The 19404-nt window shown below is 59.1% G+C and carries 17 protein-coding genes; 6 read left to right on the top strand and 11 right to left on the bottom strand.

The window, feature by feature from the left end; translation table 11 throughout:
• Nucleotides 1-6: 6 nt before the first annotated feature.
• From EL18_RS04930 to tpiA, 10 genes are all read right to left on the bottom strand, one after another.
• The gene (locus EL18_RS04930) at nt 7-1350 is read right to left on the bottom strand and encodes a pyruvate dehydrogenase complex dihydrolipoamide acetyltransferase (RefSeq protein WP_036480402.1); all 1344 of its coding nucleotides are present in this window, start codon (nt 1348-1350) and stop codon (nt 7-9) included.
• Between the two features lie 13 nt (nt 1351-1363).
• A complete protein-coding gene (locus EL18_RS04925; protein WP_036480398.1) occupies nt 1364-2764 on the bottom strand; it encodes a pyruvate dehydrogenase complex E1 component subunit beta in 1401 nt (466 codons plus the stop codon).
• Between the two features lie 13 nt (nt 2765-2777).
• A complete protein-coding gene (pdhA, locus tag EL18_RS04920; RefSeq protein WP_036480395.1) occupies nt 2778-3848 on the bottom strand; it encodes a pyruvate dehydrogenase (acetyl-transferring) E1 component subunit alpha in 1071 nt (356 codons plus the stop codon).
• 258 nt (nt 3849-4106) lie between these two features.
• Nucleotides 4107-4430: an FtsB family cell division protein gene (locus tag EL18_RS04915; RefSeq protein WP_036480392.1), complete on the bottom strand. Its 324-nt coding sequence runs from the start codon at nt 4428-4430 to the stop codon at nt 4107-4109.
• Nucleotides 4431-4567: 137 nt separating this feature from the next.
• The gene (gene eno / locus EL18_RS04910; protein ID WP_036480388.1) at nt 4568-5842 is read right to left on the bottom strand and encodes a phosphopyruvate hydratase; all 1275 of its coding nucleotides are present in this window, start codon (nt 5840-5842) and stop codon (nt 4568-4570) included.
• 92 nt (nt 5843-5934) lie between these two features.
• Entirely contained in the window at nt 5935-6765 is an 831-nt protein-coding gene (gene kdsA / locus EL18_RS04905; RefSeq protein WP_036480386.1) for a 3-deoxy-8-phosphooctulonate synthase, read from the bottom strand.
• Nucleotides 6755-7633 (bottom strand): VOC family protein, encoded by an 879-nt coding sequence (locus EL18_RS04900; RefSeq protein WP_036480383.1) that lies wholly within the window; start codon nt 7631-7633, stop codon nt 6755-6757. The genes kdsA and EL18_RS04900 overlap by 11 nt, the downstream gene beginning before the upstream one ends.
• A 57-nt stretch (nt 7634-7690) precedes the next feature.
• Nucleotides 7691-9319 (bottom strand): CTP synthase, encoded by a 1629-nt coding sequence (locus EL18_RS04895; protein ID WP_036480379.1) that lies wholly within the window; start codon nt 9317-9319, stop codon nt 7691-7693.
• Between the two features lie 140 nt (nt 9320-9459).
• Nucleotides 9460-9879 carry a preprotein translocase subunit SecG gene (gene secG, locus EL18_RS04890; RefSeq protein WP_036480375.1) on the bottom strand — a complete coding sequence of 140 codons (420 nt, stop codon included), beginning with the start codon at nt 9877-9879 and terminating at the stop codon, nt 9460-9462.
• Between the two features lie 154 nt (nt 9880-10033).
• Nucleotides 10034-10792, bottom strand: a complete 759-nt coding sequence (gene tpiA, locus EL18_RS04885; protein ID WP_036480373.1) for a triose-phosphate isomerase — start codon at nt 10790-10792, stop codon at nt 10034-10036.
• Between the two features lie 136 nt (nt 10793-10928).
• Here tpiA and EL18_RS04880 point away from each other — a divergent pair, with 136 nt between their 5' ends.
• From EL18_RS04880 to lexA, 6 genes are all read left to right on the top strand, one after another.
• Entirely contained in the window at nt 10929-12815 is a 1887-nt protein-coding gene (locus EL18_RS04880) for a peptidyl-prolyl cis-trans isomerase (protein ID WP_036480370.1), read from the top strand.
• Nucleotides 12816-12818: 3 nt separating this feature from the next.
• A complete protein-coding gene (gene trpD / locus EL18_RS04875) occupies nt 12819-13829 on the top strand; it encodes an anthranilate phosphoribosyltransferase (RefSeq protein ID WP_036480368.1) in 1011 nt (336 codons plus the stop codon).
• A 25-nt stretch (nt 13830-13854) separates the two neighbouring features.
• On the top strand, nt 13855-14655 hold the full coding sequence (gene trpC / locus EL18_RS04870) for an indole-3-glycerol phosphate synthase TrpC (protein ID WP_036480366.1): 801 nt from the start codon (nt 13855-13857) through the stop codon (nt 14653-14655).
• A gap of 8 nt (nt 14656-14663) precedes the next feature.
• Complete coding sequence (gene moaC, locus EL18_RS04865) at nt 14664-15167, top strand: cyclic pyranopterin monophosphate synthase MoaC (RefSeq protein WP_036480364.1); 504 nt, start codon at nt 14664-14666, stop codon at nt 15165-15167.
• Complete coding sequence (locus EL18_RS04860) at nt 15148-16356, top strand: molybdopterin molybdotransferase MoeA (protein WP_036480362.1); 1209 nt, start codon at nt 15148-15150, stop codon at nt 16354-16356. The genes moaC and EL18_RS04860 overlap by 20 nt, the downstream gene beginning before the upstream one ends.
• Nucleotides 16357-16440: 84 nt before the next feature.
• On the top strand, nt 16441-17163 hold the full coding sequence (lexA, locus tag EL18_RS04855) for a transcriptional repressor LexA (protein WP_036480360.1): 723 nt from the start codon (nt 16441-16443) through the stop codon (nt 17161-17163).
• Nucleotides 17164-17184: 21 nt separating this feature from the next.
• Here lexA and EL18_RS04850 read toward each other — a convergent pair whose 3' ends face one another.
• Nucleotides 17185-19338: a ComEC/Rec2 family competence protein gene (locus EL18_RS04850; protein WP_244444512.1), complete on the bottom strand. Its 2154-nt coding sequence runs from the start codon at nt 19336-19338 to the stop codon at nt 17185-17187.
• Nucleotides 19339-19404 lie beyond the last annotated feature (66 nt).

The following is a 19404-nucleotide window of genomic DNA, read 5'->3' as shown; positions in this document are numbered from 1 at the left end:
TCCCGCTTAGACCAGCATGCCCATCGGGTTCTCGATGAGACGCTTGAATGCTGCCAGAAGCTCCGCGCCAAGAACACCGTCGACCGCACGGTGATCGGTGGAAAGCGTGGCGGACATCACCGTCGCAACGGCCAGTTCGCCATCCTTGACGACCGGACGCTGCTCGCCAGCACCAACGGCCAGAATGGTCGCATGGGGCGGGTTGATGACTGCGGAGAAATCCTTGATGCCGAACATGCCCAAATTGGAAACCGCAGTGCTGCCACCCTGATATTCCTCAGGCTTCAGCTTGCGGTTACGAGCCCGGCCCGCCAGATCTTTCATTTCGTTTGAGATGGCAGACAGCGTCTTCTGTTCCGCCTTGCGAATGATCGGCGTTATGAGGCCACCGGGAATTGAGACCGCAACGCCGACATCGGCATGTTTGTGGCGGACCATATTGGCCTCTGTCCACGATACATTAGCGTCCGGCACCGCCTGCAGCGCCATGGCCATGGCTTTGATGACCATATCATTGACCGAAAGCTTGTAGGCAGGCTTCTCGCCGTCGTCGGTCTTTACCACGGGCGCCGCCGCATTCAGCTCCTTGCGAAGCTTCAGCAGCGCGTCGAGCTCGCAATCCACCGTCAGATAGAAATGCGGAATCGTGCTCTTCGCCTCGACCAGACGCCGCGCGATGGTCTTGCGCATGGAATCATGCGGCACAAGCTCGTAGGAGCCTTCCTCGAACAGCTTGAGAACGGCATCGTCGGACATGGGCTTGGCTGCTGACGCTGCCGCAGGTGCATCCGCGGCCTTGCCCGCAGGAACACCTTCTTCCCTGGCCTTCTCCACGTCAGCCTTGACGATCCGGCCTTTTGGACCACTGCCCTTCAAGGTCTTGAGGTCGATACCTGCGTCCTTGGCGATTCGGCGCGCGAGAGGCGAGGCAAAAACGCGTTCACCCTTCGCAGCGTCGTCGCTCTTGGATGGTGCGGCCTCCGCTTTCGCAGAAGCTTCAGCCTTTGCTGGAGCAGGCTCGTCCTTCTTTTCCTCAGCCTTCGGAGCTTCCTTGGCAGGTGCACTTTCGCCACCTTCCGCCGCCTTGGCTGCCTCGGATGCATCCTCGCCTTCTTCTGCCAGAACCGCGATGAGGGCATTGACCTTCACGCCCTCGGTGCCTTCGGAAACGACAAGCTTTGCCACCGTGCCTTCGTCCACGGCCTCGACTTCCATCGTCGCCTTGTCCGTCTCGATCTCGGCAATGACATCACCGGCCGAGACGGTATCGCCTTCTTTCACCAGCCACTTGGCGAGGTTGCCCTCTTCCATGGTTGGTGAGAGCGCAGGCATTGTGATCTTGATCGGCATGAAGACTGCTCCCTCAGTTCCGGTAGGAAACGGCTTTCACCGCTTCGACCACTTCCGCCACATTGGGCAGAGCCAGCTTTTCAAGATTGGCCGCATAAGGCATCGGCACATCCTTGCCCGTGATGGTGATGACCGGTGCATCGAGATAGTCAAATGCACGCTGCATCACCTGGGCAGCGATGTGATCGCCCACGGACGACTGCGGGAAGCCTTCCTCGACTGTCACAAGACGGTTCGTCTTCTTCACCGACTCGATAACCGTATCGAGATCAAGCGGACGGATCGTGCGCAGATCGATGATCTCCACATCAAGACCTTCGCCGGCCAGTTCCTCGGCGGCCTTGACCGCATAGGTCATGCCGATGCCGAAGGAGACGATGGTCGCGTCCGTACCAATCTTGTGAATGCGCGCCTTGCCGATGGGCAGCACGAAGTCATCCATCTTCGGCACGTCGAAGGTCTGCCCGTAGAGAATCTCGTTCTCGAGGAAAACCACCGGATTGGGGTCACGGATGGCTGCTTTCAACAAGCCCTTCGCATCCGCTGCGGTGTAGGGCATGACGACCTTGAGACCCGGAATATGGCCGTACCACGCCGCATAGTCCTGGCTGTGCTGGGCTGCGACACGTGCAGCAGCACCGTTCGGGCCACGGAACACGATCGGCGCACCCATCTGGCCGCCTGCCATATAGAGGGTCTTGGCTGCCGAGTTGATGATCTGGTCCATCGCCTGCATGGCAAAGTTGAAGGTCATGAACTCGACAATCGGCTTCAAACCGGCAAAGGCGGCACCGACACCGACACCGGCAAAACCATGTTCTGTGATCGGCGTGTCGACAACGCGGCGGTCGCCGAACTCATCGAGCAACCCCTGGGTAATCTTGTAGGCGCCTTGATACTCGGCGACTTCTTCACCCATGACGAAGACATCCTCGTCGCGGCGCATTTCTTCGGCCATCGCGTCGCGAAGCGCCTCGCGAACGGTGGTCGGAACCATCTCGGTGCCTTCCGGAATATCCGGATCGGAAGGAAGCTCCTGCTTGACAGACTTGGGCGCAGCAGCGGCCTTGGGGGCCTCTTCGTTCTGCTGGGAAGATGCTTCCTCGGCAGGTGCTTCGGAATCCTTCGCTGGCGCGCTGGATGCGGACTTGTCCAGATCGTCAGCGCTTTCGCCTTCTTCGAGAAGTACGGCGATAGGCGTGTTGACCTTCACGCCTTCCGTTCCCTCTTCGATCAGGATCTTCCCGATCGTGCCTTCGTCGACGGCTTCGACTTCCATCGTGGCCTTGTCGGTTTCGATCTCGGCAATCACGTCGCCAGGAGCAACGCTGTCACCTTCCTTCTTGAGCCACTTGGCAAGATTGCCTTCCTCCATGGTCGGGGAAAGCGCGGGCATGAGAATTTCCGTTGGCATGGATGCGTCCCCCTTAGAGCAGAATGTCGGTATAGAGCTCGGATACATCCGGCTCGGGGTCGTTCTGAGCGAATTCGGCGGAATCGGCGACCACTTCGCGAACCTTCTTGTCGATGGCCTTCAGGTCGTCCTCGCTCGCCCACTTCTTCTCGATCAGACGGTTCTTCACCTGCTCGATCGGATCCTGCTCGGAGCGCATCTTCTGCACTTCCTCCTTCGTCCGGTACTTGGCCGGATCGGACATGGAGTGCCCGCGATAGCGATAGGTCTGCATCTCGAGGATGATCGGACCCTTGCCGGAACGGCACCACTCGACGGCAAGATCGCCGGCAGCCTTCACGGCACGCACATCCATGCCGTCGACCTGGATGCCCGGTATCTTGAAGGAGATGCCGCGCATGGAGAAATCGGTTTCAGCGGATGAACGCGAAACGGATGTACCCATGGCGTAGCGGTTGTTCTCGATGATGTAGACCACCGGAAGCTTCCACAGCGAAGCCATGTTGAAGCTTTCATAGACCTGACCCTGATTGGCCGCGCCATCGCCGAAATAGGTCAGAGAGACACTGTCATTGCCGCGATACCGATTCGCGAAGGCCAGACCGGTACCCAGCGACACCTGTGCGCCCACGATGCCGTGACCGCCATAGAAATGCTTCTCTTTCGAGAACATGTGCATGGAGCCGCCCTTGCCCTTGGAGTAGCCTCCACGGCGACCGGTAAGCTCTGCCATCACACCACGTGCTTCCATTCCGGTTGCAAGCATGTGGCCGTGATCACGGTAACCGGTGATGACCTGATCACCCTCCTTGAGCGACATCTGCATACCGACAACCACGGCTTCCTGACCGATATAGAGGTGGCAGAAACCACCGATCAGCCCCATGCCGTAAAGCTGGCCCGCCTTCTCCTCGAAACGGCGGATGAGGAGCATCTCCTCATAGGCCTTCAGTTCGTCTTCCTTCTTGAAATCGGCTGGCTCGGGTGTCTTCACCGCGTTGGCAGCAGCAACAGCCGTCTGGGGCGTACCCTTGGAACGGCTGGGTGCCGACTTCGATGAGGCTTTCCTGGCGGATGTCGCCATCGGTCACTCCCTAAAGTCTTGCATCGGGCCGCTCCCCTTTTTGTGGAGACAGGTTTCGACATGAAACCATCGGCCCTGCAGGCTAAACGATACCGCGCACTGCAGCGCCCCGCTTCCAGCCAGGGAAACGGAGCGCGCAGCAGCAGTTGCCAAAAGGCTAGCATGGCAAGAACCGTTCCGCCATGCGGAAAATGCATGCCAGCTATGCAGCTAAACCGTTCTAACACATAGGGAAAAAAGCAATTAACCGAATACCGGTTAATTGCTGCGCTGCACCCTAAAGATCACCAATTCACGATCCTGGGCGAGATTGAGTGCGCGCCGCGCCTGTTCATCGAGCATGTCCCGCTCCACGGATCCGTCCTGCAGCAGCGCAAGCCTCTCTTCCAGCTTCACCCGTGACGAGACAATCTTTTGATGCTGTGCTTCAAGCAGTTCCAGCCTCGCCTCAAGGCTGGCCTTGGAGTTGATCCCGTAGCGGCCATGATAGGCGTGATAGCTGAAATAAGCCAGCACGACGCAGGCGATCATCGGAACGATCAGCCGACCGGTATTGCGTCTTTTGTGATGGCGGGTCCACATGCCGAGAAATTCTCCTTCTCTGCCGCATATCGCCCGATTTTGCTTAATGGACCGTTATGTTGCGATAGCAAATGAAAAAGAGGTGCACCGGCATCCCGATGCACCTCCCATGACAACTGTCGGGATACTGCGAGATATCAGCCGCGCAGCATCTTCTTGCCGTGGTAGCGCGCCTGACGCCCAAGCTGCTGCTCGATACGGATAAGCTGGTTGTACTTTGCCAGCCGGTCCGAACGCGCCAGCGATCCGGTCTTGATCTGCCCGCAATTGGTGGCAACGGCCAGATCGGCGATGGTGGAGTCCTCGGTCTCGCCCGAGCGATGCGACATCACGGCGGTGTAGCCAGCCTTGTGCGCCGTCTCGACCGCGTCCAGCGTCTCCGTCAGCGTGCCGATCTGGTTCACCTTCACGAGGATCGAGTTGGCGATTCCCATGCCGATGCCGTCATTCAGGCGGGCTGAATTGGTCACGAAAAGATCGTCACCGACGAGCTGGACGCGGTCGCCAGCCAGTTCTGTCAGAATCTTCCAGCCTTCGAAGTCGTCTTCACCCATGCCGTCCTCGATCGAGATGATCGGGTAGTCGGACGAAAGCTTGGCAAGATACTCGGCCTGCGCCTGCGCGTCGCGTGTTGTCCCCTCGCCTTCGTAGACATATTTCCCGTCCTTGAAAAACTCGGTGGCAGCACAATCAAGACCGATGGCGACCTGTTCACCGGGCTTGTAGCCAGCCTTCTCGACCGAAGCCATGATGAAGTCGAGGGCTTCCTGTGCGCTGTTGAGGCCCGGAGCGAATCCGCCTTCATCACCCACATTGGTGTTGTGGCCGGCCTTTTTCAGACCCGCCTTCAGCGTGTGGAAAATCTCTGCCCCCCAGCGCACGGACTCCGAAAGTGATTCCGCGCCAACCGGGATGACCATGAATTCCTGAAAATCGATCGGGTTGTCGGCATGCGCGCCGCCATTGATGATGTTCATCATCGGCACTGGCAGGATGTGAGCGGAAGCGCCACCTACATAGCGATAGAGCGGCAGCCCGGAAGCATTCGCCGCGGCTTTGGCGACTGCCAGCGAAACACCCAGGATCGCATTCGCACCAAGACGGCTCTTGTTTGGAGTACCATCGAGGTCGATCATCGTCTGATCGATCTGCATCTGCTCTTCGGCTTCAAGACCACCGACAGCCTCGAAGATCTCTCCATTCACGGCCTCGACAGCGCGCTCTACACCCTTGCCGAGATATCGCGTACCACCATCACGAAGTTCAACGGCTTCATGCGCGCCTGTGGACGCCCCTGAAGGAACGGCAGCACGGCCCATGGAGCCATCTTCAAGGTAAACATCGACCTCCACAGTCGGATTACCGCGGCTATCAAGAATTTCACGTCCGACGATGTCGATGATGGCTGTCATGGAAGTGTGTCCCCATTACTCGTGTGGATTGATCGGAGAAATACGCGCTTCTCTTACCCTATGGCGTCAAAAAGACAATGACACCGCATGCGTCAGGTGTTCTTTGAAACACTGTCAAAAGCCATCAGGCGCTCCAGCAACCGCTTCATGTCGGCAAATGGCACCATGTTCGGCCCATCGGAAGGTGCATTGTCGGGATCTTCATGCGTCTCTATGAAAATGCCCGCGACACCAACCGCTACCGCTGCGCTGGCGAGCGGTTCCACAAAGCGGCGGTCACCACCGCTCGACCCGCCTCGCCCGCCCGGCTGCTGAACGGAATGCGTGGCGTCAAAGATGACCGGAGCGCCAAACTCCGCCATCTGCGGCAGGGCTCGCATGTCAGACACGAGTGTATTGTAGCCGAACGATGCCCCGCGTTCGGTCACCAGCACATTGGGATTGCCTGATTCGGTGACCTTGCTGATCACGTTTCCCATATCCCAGGGAGCCAGGAACTGTCCCTTTTTCACATTGATGACCTTGCCGGTTTTCGCAGCAGCAATGAGCAGATCCGTTTGTCGGCAGAGAAAGGCCGGAATCTGAAGGACATCGACGACCTCGCCCACCACAACGCATTGTTCTTCGTTGTGGATGTCGGTCAGCACGGGCAGTGAGAGCTCCTTGCGGATATCCGCAAAGACCGGAAGGGCTGCTTCCAGCCCCATTCCCCGCTTGCCCGAAAGCGATGTGCGATTGGCCTTGTCGAAACTGGTCTTGAAGACGAAGCCAAGACCAAGCTCGGTAGTCAGTTCCTTGAGCTTGCCGGCCATGTCGAAAGCATGCTGGCGCGATTCCATCTGGCACGGACCGGCAATGAGCGCGAACGGAGCGTCATTGGCGAATACCGCATCGCCGACCTTCACGCTTGTATTAGGCTTCATGATCATTCTCCTTGAAGATGAATGTCGCGCCCTGGCCCGGCGCAGTCGGAATGTGTATGGCACCATTCCTTTCCTGCCAGACAATATTCGAACGCGTCAGAATTTGACGAAGCTTTCCCGGGTCGGCGCATGAAAATGTCACCGCATCGAAGCGGATCTCGTCGCTGTCAGGCATCGCGGGATCCTGCTCCAGGTGAACGGCACAATTCCGGAACCGAACCACCGCGCCGGTTTCTGTACCAATGGCAGGAACACAGGCGAGCTTGCTGAAATAGATTTGGGCTGTCTCGAGGTCTCCGACTTTCACGGAGACCGAAAGCAGACCGCTAACGCCGTTCCCGTGCCGGCTCGAGGTTCCGCCCCCCATGGCCGAGCGGTGCAAGCGCTGGCAGGTAAAGCAAAAACCGCCAGTCCCTGCAGGCGCAGAGAAAGCCAACCGAAATCGTGCTTCCCCCGTCGAACCGTCAGGCCCTTTCAGAGGACGTGCAAACTCTACGGGAGCACCGGCAGAGTTGCCCGACAGAAGGAAGCGCTCATGATCTGCCCGAGCGTCGTCGGTTTTCAGGGCGAGTGCGGAAAATCCCTCATTGCCCTGCGTCTGTCTGAAACTCTTGTCACGCAGGATGAAACTGTTTTGGTCGCTCAAAGCATCCCGATAGGCAGTCCGGTCGCAAACCGCCAGCGGTTCCAGATAGGTGCCGTCTGCAAAAAAGATGCAGGCATTGCCGGTTCCAAAAGGATGTAATGCATCCGGCGCGACCGTGAAGCCAAGCGCCTCATAGCGTTCACGTGCCACTGCAAGCGAGGCCACTGGCAAGACGCAGTGGTCAATTGCAACAGTACTGGTCGTGGGCGCTCTATCGCTCATGAAATGCGATGTGCCCCATGATGAGGCACATTGCAAACCTGTGGCAGTCTCGACCGACTACACAAGGCGCGATTGTTCGACCGCAGCTTCGATGAAGGACGCGAACAGCGGATGCGGCTCAAGTGGACGGCTCTTCAGCTCGGGGTGGTACTGCACGCCGATGAACCAGGGATGGTCCGCATATTCCACCGTCTCGGGAAGCACGCCGTCCGGAGAAAGACCGGCAAAGACAAGACCGCATTCCTCCAGCTTCTCGCGATAGCCGATATTCACCTCGTAGCGGTGGCGATGGCGCTCAGAAATCGTCTCGCTGCCGTAGATGTCGGCAATGCGCGAACCTTCCACCAGTTTGGCTTCAAATGCGCCGAGACGCATCGTGCCGCCCAGATCACCGGCTGCGGTGCGCTTCTCAAGCATGTTGCCCTTCAGCCACTCAGTCATCAGGCCGACCACCGGCTCCTTGGTCGGGCCGAATTCCGTGGACGAGGCCTCTTCAATGCCAGCCAGCGAACGTGCGGCTTCGATACAGGCCATCTGCATGCCAAAGCAGATACCGAAATACGGCACCTTGCGTTCACGCGCGAACTTAGCAGCCAGGATCTTCCCTTCCGCACCACGCTCGCCAAAGCCGCCAGGAACGAGAATGCCGTGCACTTTCTCAAGCCAGGGCGCGGGATCTTCCTTCTCGAAGATTTCCGCCTCGATCCATTCCAGCTTCACGCGAACGCGATTGGCCATGCCACCATGAGCAAGCGCTTCGTTGAGCGACTTGTAGGCATCCTTCAGGCCGGTGTATTTGCCGACCACCGCAATGGTGACTTCGCCTTCGGGATTATGGATCCGGTCGGCAACTTCCTGCCACTGCTGCATGCGCGGCTTCGGTGCCGGCTCGATACCGAAGGCTGCAAGCACCTCAGAATCAAGACCTTCGCGATGATAGGCCGTCGGCACATCATAGATATGCGCAACATCCAGCGCCTGAATCACTGCCGATTCGCGCACATTGCAGAACAGTGAGAGCTTGCGCCGCTCTTCCGCGGGAATTTCACGATCGGCCCGCACGAGAAGGATATCGGGTGCAATACCGATTGAGCGCAGCTCCTTCACCGAATGCTGCGTAGGCTTCGTCTTGAGCTCGCCTGCAGCCGGGATCCACGGCATGAGCGTGAGATGCACGTAAAGCGCATTGCCACGCGGGAGCTCGTTGCCAAGCTGGCGAATCGCCTCGAGGAACGGCATCGCCTCGATATCGCCCACTGTGCCGCCAATCTCGCACAGAACGAAGTCGAAATCCTCGTTGCCTTCGAGGATGAACTGCTTGATCTCGTCCGTCACATGGGGAATGACCTGCACGGTCGCGCCCAGATAGTCGCCACGGCGTTCTTTCTCCAGAATGTTCTGGTAGATCCGGCCGGTCGTGATGTTGTCCGACTTCGTCGCCGAGCGCCCCGTGAAGCGTTCATAATGTCCGAGATCAAGGTCGGTCTCCGCACCGTCGTCGGTAACGAAAACTTCGCCATGCTGATAGGGCGACATCGTTCCCGGATCGACATTCAGGTACGGATCGAGCTTGCGGATACGCACACGATATCCACGTGCCTGGAGCAAAGCGCCCAAGGCTGCTGCTGCAATACCCTTGCCGAGAGAAGAAACCACGCCGCCGGTGATGAAAACATATCGCGCCATGGGACCTACCGCATAACTGGCCCGTGACGATTCCGCCAGAGGCAAAATCGCAAGAACCCTATCTTTTTCACAAATACGCCGCACAATCAGTGCGGCGCGACCAAAAAGGAAGGCGCCTGAAGCGCCTTCTCTCTAACCCGTTACTGACCAGTGGGCACTTGTGGCTCGGCATTGTCTGCCGGCGCAGCGTCACCCGAAGGCACGGCCGGTGCGTCACTGTCTGCCGGAGCAGACGGTTCATCACTTCCGCCAAGCTGATCGAGCACGCCAGCGCCACCTTCGCTCTGACCACTCTCGCCCTGGGTCTGTGGAAGTCGATCCAGAATATCGGTGGGGCTCGCCTGGTAGCGAGCAATCAGGGAAAGCGCCAGAGACGTGGCGAAAAACGCTGCAGCAAGAATGGATGTGGTGCGCGTGAGCGCATTGGCTGCGCCGCGAGCAGACATGAAGCCCGAACCGCCACCAATTCCAAGCCCGCCTCCCTCGGAGCGCTGCATGAGGACAACGCCGACCAGAGCAAGGACGACAAGCAGGTGAATGACAATGATGACAGTTTGCATTTTTCCTTCCAGCGCCTTGCGCGGACAAGCGGCTTATTGCTGCGGACGCGGCTCATTACACGGCTTTATCGCAGAATCCAACCCCGCATCTGCGGCGTCGTTGAGGCGGATATAGGCACCATACGGTCTTCTGCAAGCGCCCGATGCCAGTGTTTCAGCCAACGGAGCCGACAATCCCCAGATAGTCTTCTGCCTTCAGGCTTGCTCCACCAATAAGCGCACCATCGACATTTTCCACCGAAAGTATGTCTCCTGCATTCCCCGGCTTCACGGAACCACCATAGAGCAGACGCATGGAGTCGGCGGTTTCGGCGCCCAACTGCTTGCGCAAATGCTGCCGGATATGTGCATGAGCGGCCTCGATATCGGCGATTTCTGGTGTGAGGCCGGTGCCGATCGCCCACACCGGTTCGTAGGCAATCACTGTATTTGTGGCGCTTGCACCGGCAGGTACCGAACCCGCCATCTGCTCTTCCAGCACATTGAATGTCTCGCCGGCCTTGCGCTGGGCCTCGGTCTCGCCGATGCAGATGATGGCGATCAGCCCAGCACGCCAGGCGGCCTTCGCCTTGTCCGCGACCACGCCATCGCTTTCCCCATGATCGGCGCGGCGCTCCGAGTGGCCGACAATCACATAGATTGCACCACAGTCAGAGAGCATCTCTGGCGAAATATCACCTGTATGCGCACCTTTCTCCGCTGGATGACAGTCCTGCCCGCCAACCTGCAATGAAGAGCCTTCGACGACACCCGCGGCACGCTCAAGCAAGGTAGCTGGTACACAGATTACCCCATCCGCGTCGGATGCCGCCTCGGCAAAGCCGGTTGCCATGGCCTCCAGACTGGAGAGCGAAGCACTCGTGCCATGCATTTTCCAGTTGCCGGCGATGAGTGGCTTGATGTTTGGCGTCATCTGTTCCTCACAATGCTTTGACTTGCTGTGCCCTGTTCCCCTACCAAATTGCACGCACAAAGCAATCGACAGGGCTGCTTTGGGGCGTTATTGCCTTGCTGCAACGAAAAGAACACTCATCCACACGGGATCGATCATGCTCAACACTCTGAGAAACGCTGCTTCAAGCTGGATTGCGAAGCTGCTGCTTGTCTTGCTGGTGGCCAGTTTTGCGTTCTGGGGCATCTCGGGGCAGATCTTCTCGGATATGGGCCGGGATGTCATTTCGGCGGGCCGCACTTCGGTCTCCATGCTGGACTATCGCCTGGCCTATGACCGCTCGATTTCGGTGCTCTCCCAGCAGATCGGCACGCGCATCACCCGTGAACAGGCCATATCCTTCGGCATCGACAACCAGGTGCTTTCGGAACTGGCTTCCGGAGCCGTATTGGATGAAGCCGCCCGCGAGATCGGTCTTGGACTGTCTCAGGACAGGCTTGCCGAGCTCACGGCATCAGACCCTGCCTTCCGCGGACCCGACGGACGCTTCGACCGCCAGCAGTTCCAGTTCGTGCTCTCCCAGGTCGGCATGCGTCCCGAAGACTATCTGAAAAACCGTGAACAGGTCGCTATCCGCCAGCAGATCATCGAGGCCGTGTCCGATGGCATGAACGCGCCTGAGACCTTCCTGCGCAATCTTGCGCAATATCGTGGCGAAAGCCGCACCATCGAATTCGTGCCCCTGCCCCGCTCGCTCGTCGAGCCGATCAGTGAGCCATCCGACGAAGAGCTTGCACGTTTCTTCGAGGAAAACAGGGCTGATTACGCGGCACCGGAATACCGCACGATCGCCTATGTGAAACTTGAACCGGAAGACATAGCGGATCCCCAAAGCGTTGCCGACGAACAGGTGCGTGAATATTACGAGGCACGCGAGGAGCGCTACACCCAGCCTGAGAAGCGCAGGATCGAGCAGATCGTCTTCCCCACACAGGAAGAAGCGACAGCAGCCCGCGAAAGCATGCGCACCGGCGCGACTTTCGAAGACCTCGTGGAAATGCGCGATCTCTCGCTTGAGGATGCCGAGCTCGGTACCTTCACCAAAAGCGAGCTTTCGGATCCGGCCCTTGCAGAAGCAGCATTTGCACTGCCCGAAGGCGGCGTGAGCGACGTCTTTGAAGGTGCTTTTGGCCACGTCATCCTGCGGGTGAGCGAAATCACGCCCGAGCAGGCAACACCACTGGAAGAAGTCAGCGACGAAATCCGCAATGAACTCGCACTCGATGATGCAAGCCGTTCCCTGCTCGACATATATGACGCCTATGAGGATGCACGCGCTGGCGGTGCAACCATGAAGGAAGCAGCCGAGCGTCTGGGTCTGGAAATGCAGACAGTGGAACGCGTTGACCGCAACGCTCAGGACGAAGACGGTAATGTCATTTCCGACCTGCCGGCTTCAAGGGACCTCCTGTCGGAAGCCTTTGAGAGCGACACGGGCATCGAAAATGCGCCGATCAATCTCGGTGCCAACGGCTATCTGTTTTACGAAATCGAGGAGATCGTACCTGCTCGCGAGCGTGAACTTGAAGAAGTGCGTGAACGGGTTGTCGCCGACTGGAAGGAAGGCGAAGCAGTAGCTCAGCTCGAGGAACGAGCAGAAGAACTCGCTGCCAAACTGCGCTCCGGCGCAACGCTCGACGCCATCGCCGAGGAAATCGGGCAGACCAAGCAGGTCAAGCGCGGCCTGAAGCGCCTTGCAGACGATTCCGATCTCGGCCGCGACGGTGTTGCAGCCGCATTCAATGTTGCTCCTGAGGGCGTGGGCATGTTCCCCAATCCGGCAGGCGAAGGTCGCTTCCTCTTCAAGGTAACGGAAGTTTTCGCTCCCGCGGAAGCCGGAGCCGATGCGCTGCCCGAAAATGTGGTCTCCAACACCGGCTCTGCCTATGCCAATGATCTGGTGCAGCAGCTTGTGCAGGGACTGCAGGAGAAATACGACGTGCGGGTCAACCGGAATGCGGTCGAACAGGCGCTGAGCTTCTGAGCCATGGCGGATCTGAAAAAGCACATTGCCACGGTTGCAGCCGGCGCTTCGCTCGACTTCGACGACGCACGTGCCGCCTTTGAAATCATCATGTCCGGCGAGGCCACGCCGGCACAGATCGGTGGTTTTCTGATGGCTCTGCGCGTGCGCGGCGAGACGGTCTCCGAAATTACCGGCGCCGTCGACACGATGCGCGCGAAAATGCTGCCTGTGAAAGCACCGGCTGATGCCGTGGATATCGTCGGCACCGGCGGCGACGGATCCGGCACCTACAATGTTTCAACCTGTGCCGCGTTCATCATATCAGGTGCCGGGCTGCCCGTTGCCAAACACGGCAACCGTGCCCTCTCCTCCCGGTCAGGTGCTGCCGACAGCCTTGCAGCCCTTGGTGTGAATATCGACATCGGTCCCGAACGTATCGCCGAATGCATCGCCGAGGCCGGCCTGGGCTTCATGTTCGCGCCCAATCATCACGCAGCCATGCGCCATGTCGGACCTGCCCGTGTTGAGCTCGGCACCCGCACTATCTTCAACCTGCTAGGCCCGCTTTCAAATCCCGCAGGCGTGAAGCACCAGCTTGTGGGCGTGTTCTCAGCGCAATGGGTCGAACCTCTGGCGGAGGTTCTCAGAGAACTGGGGACGCAAAAGGCCTGGGTCGTTCATGGAGATGGCCTGGACGAAATCACCACGGCAGGCACGACCAGGGTCGCGGCGCTGGAGAATGGCGAAATCCGCACTTTCGAACTCGAACCTGAGGATGTTGGTTTGAAGCGGGTCACTCTGGCCGATCTGAAAGGTGCGGATGCCGAGCATAATGCGCGTGCGCTTCGTGCGGTCCTTGAAGGCGCGCGCAATCCCTATCGCGACATTGCAGTACTGAACGCTGCCGCCACCCTGACGATGGCAGGAAAATCGGCAAGCTTGCAGGACGGCGTCGAACAGGCGCAAAATGCAATCGACAATGGCAGCGCGCTCAAGCGGCTCGACAAGCTCGTCGAAGTTTCCAATCGTTGAGCCTTCAAATGACGGACGTACAGCCATGGCTGACATTCTGAAAAAAATCGAGAACTACAAGCGCGAAGAGATCGCCGCAGCAAAATCCTCAGTTCCCCTGGAGGAGCTGAAGGCACGTGCGGCAGATGTGGAACCGCCGCGCGGCTTTGCCAGTGCGCTGCGCTCCGATATTGAACGCGGCCGCTTTGCCCTTATCGCAGAGGTGAAGAAGGCAAGCCCTTCGAAAGGCTTGATCCGCGCAGATTTCGACCCACCGGCGCTCGGCAGGGCCTATCGCGATGGCGGGGCGACATGTCTTTCCGTCCTGACTGACAAGCCGTCGTTTCAGGGCGCTCCGGAATATCTCGATCAGGCGCGTCGTGCATCGGGACTTCCGGTACTGCGCAAGGATTTCATGTTCGAAACCTATCAGGTTCACGAAGCCCGGGCCTGGGGTGCCGACGCGATATTGCTCATCATGGCGTCCCTTACGGATGACGAGGCACGCCGGCTCGAAGACGAAGCTTTCGGCCTTGGAATGGACGTCCTTGTCGAAGTCCATGACGCAGAAGAGCTTGAGCGATCTCTCAAATTGTATTCCCCCCTGATCGGGATCAACAATCGCAACCTGCGCACGTTCGAGGTCAGTCTCGAGACCAGCGAGCTACTTGCTCCACGCGTCCCGAACGATCGCATTATTGTTGGTGAAAGCGGGATATTCACCAACGCCGATTGTCAGCGTCTTGCGAAAGTCGGCATCAACACGTTCCTCATCGGCGAAAGCCTGATGCGGCAGGATGATGTTGCCGCGGCGACGCGCACTCTTCTTGCCCCGATTGCAGCCTGAACCCGGTCATGGCGAAACTCACTCATATCGCATCCGATGGAAGCGCACAGATGGTCGACATTGGCGCCAAGTCCGCCACGACCCGTCTGGCCACTGCGGAAGGCTATGTGAGGATGGAAGCGGAAACGCTGGAGACCATCAGGCATGGAAATGCCAAGAAGGGCGACGTGATCGCAACAGCGCGCATCGCCGGCATCATGGCTGCAAAGCGCACCCACGAGTTGATCCCGCTGTGTCATCCGCTTGGGCTGGATAAGGTGAGCGTGGAAATAACGGCAGACGAGGATCTTCCAGGCCTGCACATACGCGCAACAGCGCAGGTCACCGGGAAAACCGGCGTCGAGATGGAAGCGCTCACGGCCGCTTCTGTTGCCTGCCTGACGATCTACGACATGGCCAAGGCGCTCGATCGCGCGATGGAGATAACCGGCCTTCGGCTGCTTGAGAAGTCCGGAGGCAAATCCGGACACTGGTCACGGGAAGATGCAGCGGATGGCACTGATTCCTGTTGATGCAGCGCTTGAGCGCGTGCTGGAGGGTATTAATCCACTACCGGCCGAAGAAATACCGCTGCACGACGGGATGGGTCGTGTTCTTGCCAGCCCCCTCCATGCCCTTCGAACACAGCCCCCTTTCAACGCATCAGCCATGGATGGCTATGCCGTTCGTGCTTCTGATACGCTTGATGAGCGGCGCGACCTGAGTGTCATCGGCGAGGCAGCCGCCGGAGCACGGTTTCCCGGCTCGATGGGCCAAGGTCAGGCCGTGCGCATATTCACCGGCGCTCCGGTACCGGACGGCGCTGACGCGGTACTCATCCAGGAAAATGCCGAATCCGTCAGTGACCGGACCATCCGCGCAGCAAAGCCTGTCGAACACGGTCGGCACATACGTCAGGCCGGCATGGATTTTCATGCAGGGGACCTGCTGCTTGAGCAAGGACGGCGGTTAGATCCGGGCGCATTGACCCTTGCTGCCTCCAGCGGACACGCAAGACTGCTCGTCCATCGCCGCCCGCGCGTTGCCGTGCTGGCGACGGGAAACGAGCTGGTAAACCCCGGAGAAACGACCGGCCAGGATTCCATCGTGGCATCGAACAGCTACGGTATTGCGGCAATCGCAAAGGAGGAAGGAGCGGAGATCATCGACCTTGGCATCGCTTCCGACAATGACCAGCACCTGTCGTCCCTGTTTGCCAAAGCGCGAGATACTGCAGCCGATATCCTCGTGACGCTTGGCGGCGCTTCGGTCGGCAAACATGATCTCGTGCGCGGGGCGCTCGCAGAAGCCGGAATGGAACTGTCGTTCTGGAAAGTGGCCATGCGCCCGGGCAAACCGCTGATCTCTGGCCGGATGGGCGCAATGCATGTGCTTGGCTTGCCCGGCAACCCGGTATCAAGCCTGGTCTGTGCCGAACTCTTTCTGCGCCCTCTTGTTGCGCATATGCAAGGGGCTCGGCATGAGCCCGACATGCGCAGCGCCGCGCTCGGTGCGCCCCTTCGCGCCAATGACGAGCGACAGGACTACATACGTGCGGTTGTTCGACACACGGCGGAGGGGATGATCGCAACGCCTTTCACCAGGCAGGACTCATCACAGCTTACTGCCTATGCGACTGCCAACTGTCTTATCATCCGCAAACCGCACGCGCCTGCCGCGAATACCGGTGACGACTGCCGAATTTTGATGCTGCATCGCTGATCCTGAGAAATGCCATTGCGGAACACAACTGGAACAGATAAATTATGTTCTGGTTTTGTTTATGACTGATTCTGGGAGTCGGCGATGCTGACACGCAAGCAGCACGAGTTGCTACTCTTCATCCATGAGCGTCTTAAGGAGACGGGCATACCGCCTTCATTCGACGAGATGAAGGAGGCTCTCGATCTGGCATCAAAGTCAGGCATTCACCGTCTCATTACCGCCCTTGAGGAGCGTGGTTTCATTCGCAGGCTGCCCAACAGGGCTCGTGCGTTGGAAGTGCTGCGGCTGCCCGATTCCATCGCGCCTGGCCTTCCAGGTAGCGCGCGCAGGTTCCAGCCGAGTGTTATCGAGGGAAGCCTCGGCAAGACATCCGAACCTGCCCGCCCGGCAGCACCCGCGTCAACGCCTGTTGAAGACAGTGGCGCCTACAGCGTGCCTGTCATGGGCCGCATTGCAGCCGGTGTCCCGATCGACGCGATACAACATCAGACCCACAGCATCACCGTACCACCCGACATGCTTTCGGGAGGGGAACATTACGCGTTGGAGGTCAAGGGCGACTCGATGATCGAAGCGGGCATCTTTGACGGCGACACGGTCATCATCAAGCATTCGAGTTCGGCCAATCCCGGTGAGATCGTCGTGGCACTGGTCGACGATGAGGAAGCCACACTCAAGAGGCTCAGACGCAAAGGCGCATCTATTGCGCTCGAAGCGGCCAATCCGGCCTATGAGACCCGGATCTTTGGGCCTGACCGGGTCAAGGTTCAGGGAAAGCTCGTTGGCTTGATCCGGCGCTATTGAGATCTGGTGGAGTTTTTTCCCTCAATCGCGCCTGTAGGGCGCGAGCCCTCGCGCTGCCCTGGAATATCGCCGATGTTCGTGCCAGGGCCGGTAAGGCATGTCGACGGCATAAGTAACATTTGCACCATTTGTCGCCCGTGCATCCATCTGGATTGAGGCAGCGCCGCGTCGGGCAAGATCCCGCTTCGTCAAGACCAATGTCCGTGCACCGCAGCGTGGTTCAACCGTCGCATCATCCAGAATGATTATTGCCGCCTTGCCACACCACTGCGCCACCTGAACCGGCTCATTCAGATGAGCAATCCAGGCTCCGCTGGGATGCTGGATGGCACAAGCGCCCTCACGACATGAAAATCCCCGGGCGGAGGTGGCTTCAGCACCATCATTATCCTGTAGAGGCTTGATCACACTCTCGATCATGAGCGCATGCTCCCAGTCACCCATGGTGAAGCCGTTTAGACGCTCGCGGTTCACTGCCAGCCTGCCTTCACCCATATAGACACCAACAAGTCGCGCATCATCGCTGACCAGCACATCCGGTAGTTCGCGCTGCGCCCACAGGATCGCACCGGCAAGGAGCAGTGGCAAAGCCAGAAGCCGCAAGCCGGTGGTGAAGATGACGAGCAGGGTGAAGCCTGCAGCAAGCAACAAAAAGGCGCTGCGGGGCATCAGGCCGATCGCATCGATCGGGCTGTGGCTGGCGATGGTTTCCGCCACGATGACAATACCTTGAATGGCTTTGCCCATGAGTGTCCAGAAAAGTCCATCCAGCCCGAAGGGCATGGTGATGATAGCCATGACCGCGGAGGGCATCGCCACAAGCGAAACCAATGGCATCGCCGCCAGATTGGCCGGCAATGCCAGGGGACTTGTACGCTGGAAATGCCACGCACCGAAAAGGGTGGTCGCAAGCCCCGCAATAATGCTGGTGGCACATAGCCCTGCAAAGAAGATCAGCATCGATGTGAGCGCACGTCTGAGCACTCCGTGATCAGCCGGCATGTTCGAACCGCGCCTGCGCTGGCGTCCGGTCCAAAGACTGTAGGCCGCAATAAGGGCTGCCGTGGCGGCGAAGGACATCTGGAAGCTTGGCCCGATGACCACATGCGGTGAAGCGGCCGTGATGAAAAGAGCCGCGATCGCCAGATTGCGCATGGTGATTGCCGCACGATCAAAGAGCAGCGCCACAAGCATGACGGCAAGCATTATATAGCTTCGTTGAGCCGCGACGGCTCCTCCGGAGATGAGGAGATAGAGGGTCGCGAGCATCAAGGCCGCGGCCGCGGCATACTTCTTCACGGGCAGACGCGACGCGGTTTGGGGAAAGAGCGCGAAACCCCAGCGCAAACCGATCATGACGCAGCCGGCTGCAAGTGCCATGTGAAGGCCGGAGATTGCCAGTATGTGTGCCAGACCGGCGCGACGCAGCCATTCGTTGGTCTCCTCGGGTATCCCCCCTCGAAAACCCGTGATCATGGCGACAGCGATATGCCCCTCCTGCCCCTGAACATGGTGCAGGATGCGCTCGGAAAGTGCCCTGCGCAGCCGCTGCACAACTCCTTGCAGGCGCAGCAGAACCGGTTCTGCCTGGAGGGTCAGCTTTTCCGGATCACGGAGGAAGAACCCGACGGCTCCACGCTCCTGGAAAAAGCTCGCGAAGGCGAAATCGTAGGCTCCGGGCCGGACAGGCCCACTCGGGGGCATCAGGCGCACCAGTCCCTTGATGACGTCACCGGGTGCAAGATTCTCCGGCACTTGTCTCGCGCTCACGCGTATCCGATCCGGGGCATATCTGAGTTGCGGGCGCTCGGTGGCGATCACGTCCAGTGTAAGCCGCATTCTCCCGCTCGCCATATGCTCAAGCGCTCGCACCTGACCGGTAAGTGTCGTTGCGATGGGTGAGCCGAGCATTGGTGTCGACCGCCGCCAGGTCTCAAGTTTGGCTGCGGCCATTCCCATGGTGAAAACGAGCAGCGCAGCGATGATGACGGAAGCTGCCGGTCTGCTACGGGCCAACCAAAGACTGCAGAGCTTGGCAAGGAGCACCGCGATGATCGCGCTTCCCGACGGCTCTTCCGGCAAAGCGAAATAGGCTGCAGCTCCGACTGCCAGCAAGACCGGCAGGAACAGAAACGGTGTACCTCGTGCGGCCTCCTGGCGCATAAGGCCTGCCATCCGGGCTGTGCTCGGTAGCGAATAAGAGCCACCGCCCCTTTCTTCGACCGGCGTAGCAGCTTCTTC

The sequence above is a fragment of the Nitratireductor basaltis genome (assembly GCF_000733725.1).
GTDB lineage: Bacteria > Pseudomonadota > Alphaproteobacteria > Rhizobiales > Rhizobiaceae > Chelativorans > Chelativorans basaltis.
The sequence above is the reverse complement of the archived record's forward strand: the minus strand, read 5'-3'. Positions and strand labels throughout refer to the sequence as shown.

What these genes read in the sequence shown, in the direction of transcription:
- EL18_RS04895 (WP_036480379.1), bottom strand. Translation starts at nt 9,319, where the DNA reads ATGGCGCGATATGTTTTCATCACCGGCGGCGTGGTTTCTTCTCTCGGC.
- EL18_RS04915 (WP_036480392.1), bottom strand. Translation starts at nt 4,430, where the DNA reads ATGTGGACCCGCCATCACAAAAGACGCAATACCGGTCGGCTGATCGTT.
- kdsA (WP_036480386.1), bottom strand. Translation starts at nt 6,765, where the DNA reads ATGAAGCCTAATACAAGCGTGAAGGTCGGCGATGCGGTATTCGCCAAT.
- tpiA (WP_036480373.1), bottom strand. Translation starts at nt 10,792, where the DNA reads ATGACGCCAAACATCAAGCCACTCATCGCCGGCAACTGGAAAATGCAT.
- trpC (WP_036480366.1), top strand. Translation starts at nt 13,855, where the DNA reads ATGGCTGACATTCTGAAAAAAATCGAGAACTACAAGCGCGAAGAGATC.
- lexA (WP_036480360.1), top strand. Translation starts at nt 16,441, where the DNA reads ATGCTGACACGCAAGCAGCACGAGTTGCTACTCTTCATCCATGAGCGT.
- secG (WP_036480375.1), bottom strand. Translation starts at nt 9,879, where the DNA reads ATGCAAACTGTCATCATTGTCATTCACCTGCTTGTCGTCCTTGCTCTG.
- EL18_RS04880 (WP_036480370.1), top strand. Translation starts at nt 10,929, where the DNA reads ATGCTCAACACTCTGAGAAACGCTGCTTCAAGCTGGATTGCGAAGCTG.
- EL18_RS04925 (WP_036480398.1), bottom strand. Translation starts at nt 2,764, where the DNA reads ATGCCAACGGAAATTCTCATGCCCGCGCTTTCCCCGACCATGGAGGAA.
- moaC (WP_036480364.1), top strand. Translation starts at nt 14,664, where the DNA reads ATGGCGAAACTCACTCATATCGCATCCGATGGAAGCGCACAGATGGTC.
- EL18_RS04860 (WP_036480362.1), top strand. Translation starts at nt 15,148, where the DNA reads ATGGCACTGATTCCTGTTGATGCAGCGCTTGAGCGCGTGCTGGAGGGT.
- pdhA (WP_036480395.1), bottom strand. Translation starts at nt 3,848, where the DNA reads ATGGCGACATCCGCCAGGAAAGCCTCATCGAAGTCGGCACCCAGCCGT.
- trpD (WP_036480368.1), top strand. Translation starts at nt 12,819, where the DNA reads ATGGCGGATCTGAAAAAGCACATTGCCACGGTTGCAGCCGGCGCTTCG.
- EL18_RS04900 (WP_036480383.1), bottom strand. Translation starts at nt 7,633, where the DNA reads ATGAGCGATAGAGCGCCCACGACCAGTACTGTTGCAATTGACCACTGC.
- eno (WP_036480388.1), bottom strand. Translation starts at nt 5,842, where the DNA reads ATGACAGCCATCATCGACATCGTCGGACGTGAAATTCTTGATAGCCGC.
- EL18_RS04850 (WP_244444512.1), bottom strand. Translation starts at nt 19,338, where the DNA reads ATGGCAGGCCTTATGCGCCAGGAGGCCGCACGAGGTACACCGTTTCTG.
- EL18_RS04930 (WP_036480402.1), bottom strand. Translation starts at nt 1,350, where the DNA reads ATGCCGATCAAGATCACAATGCCTGCGCTCTCACCAACCATGGAAGAG.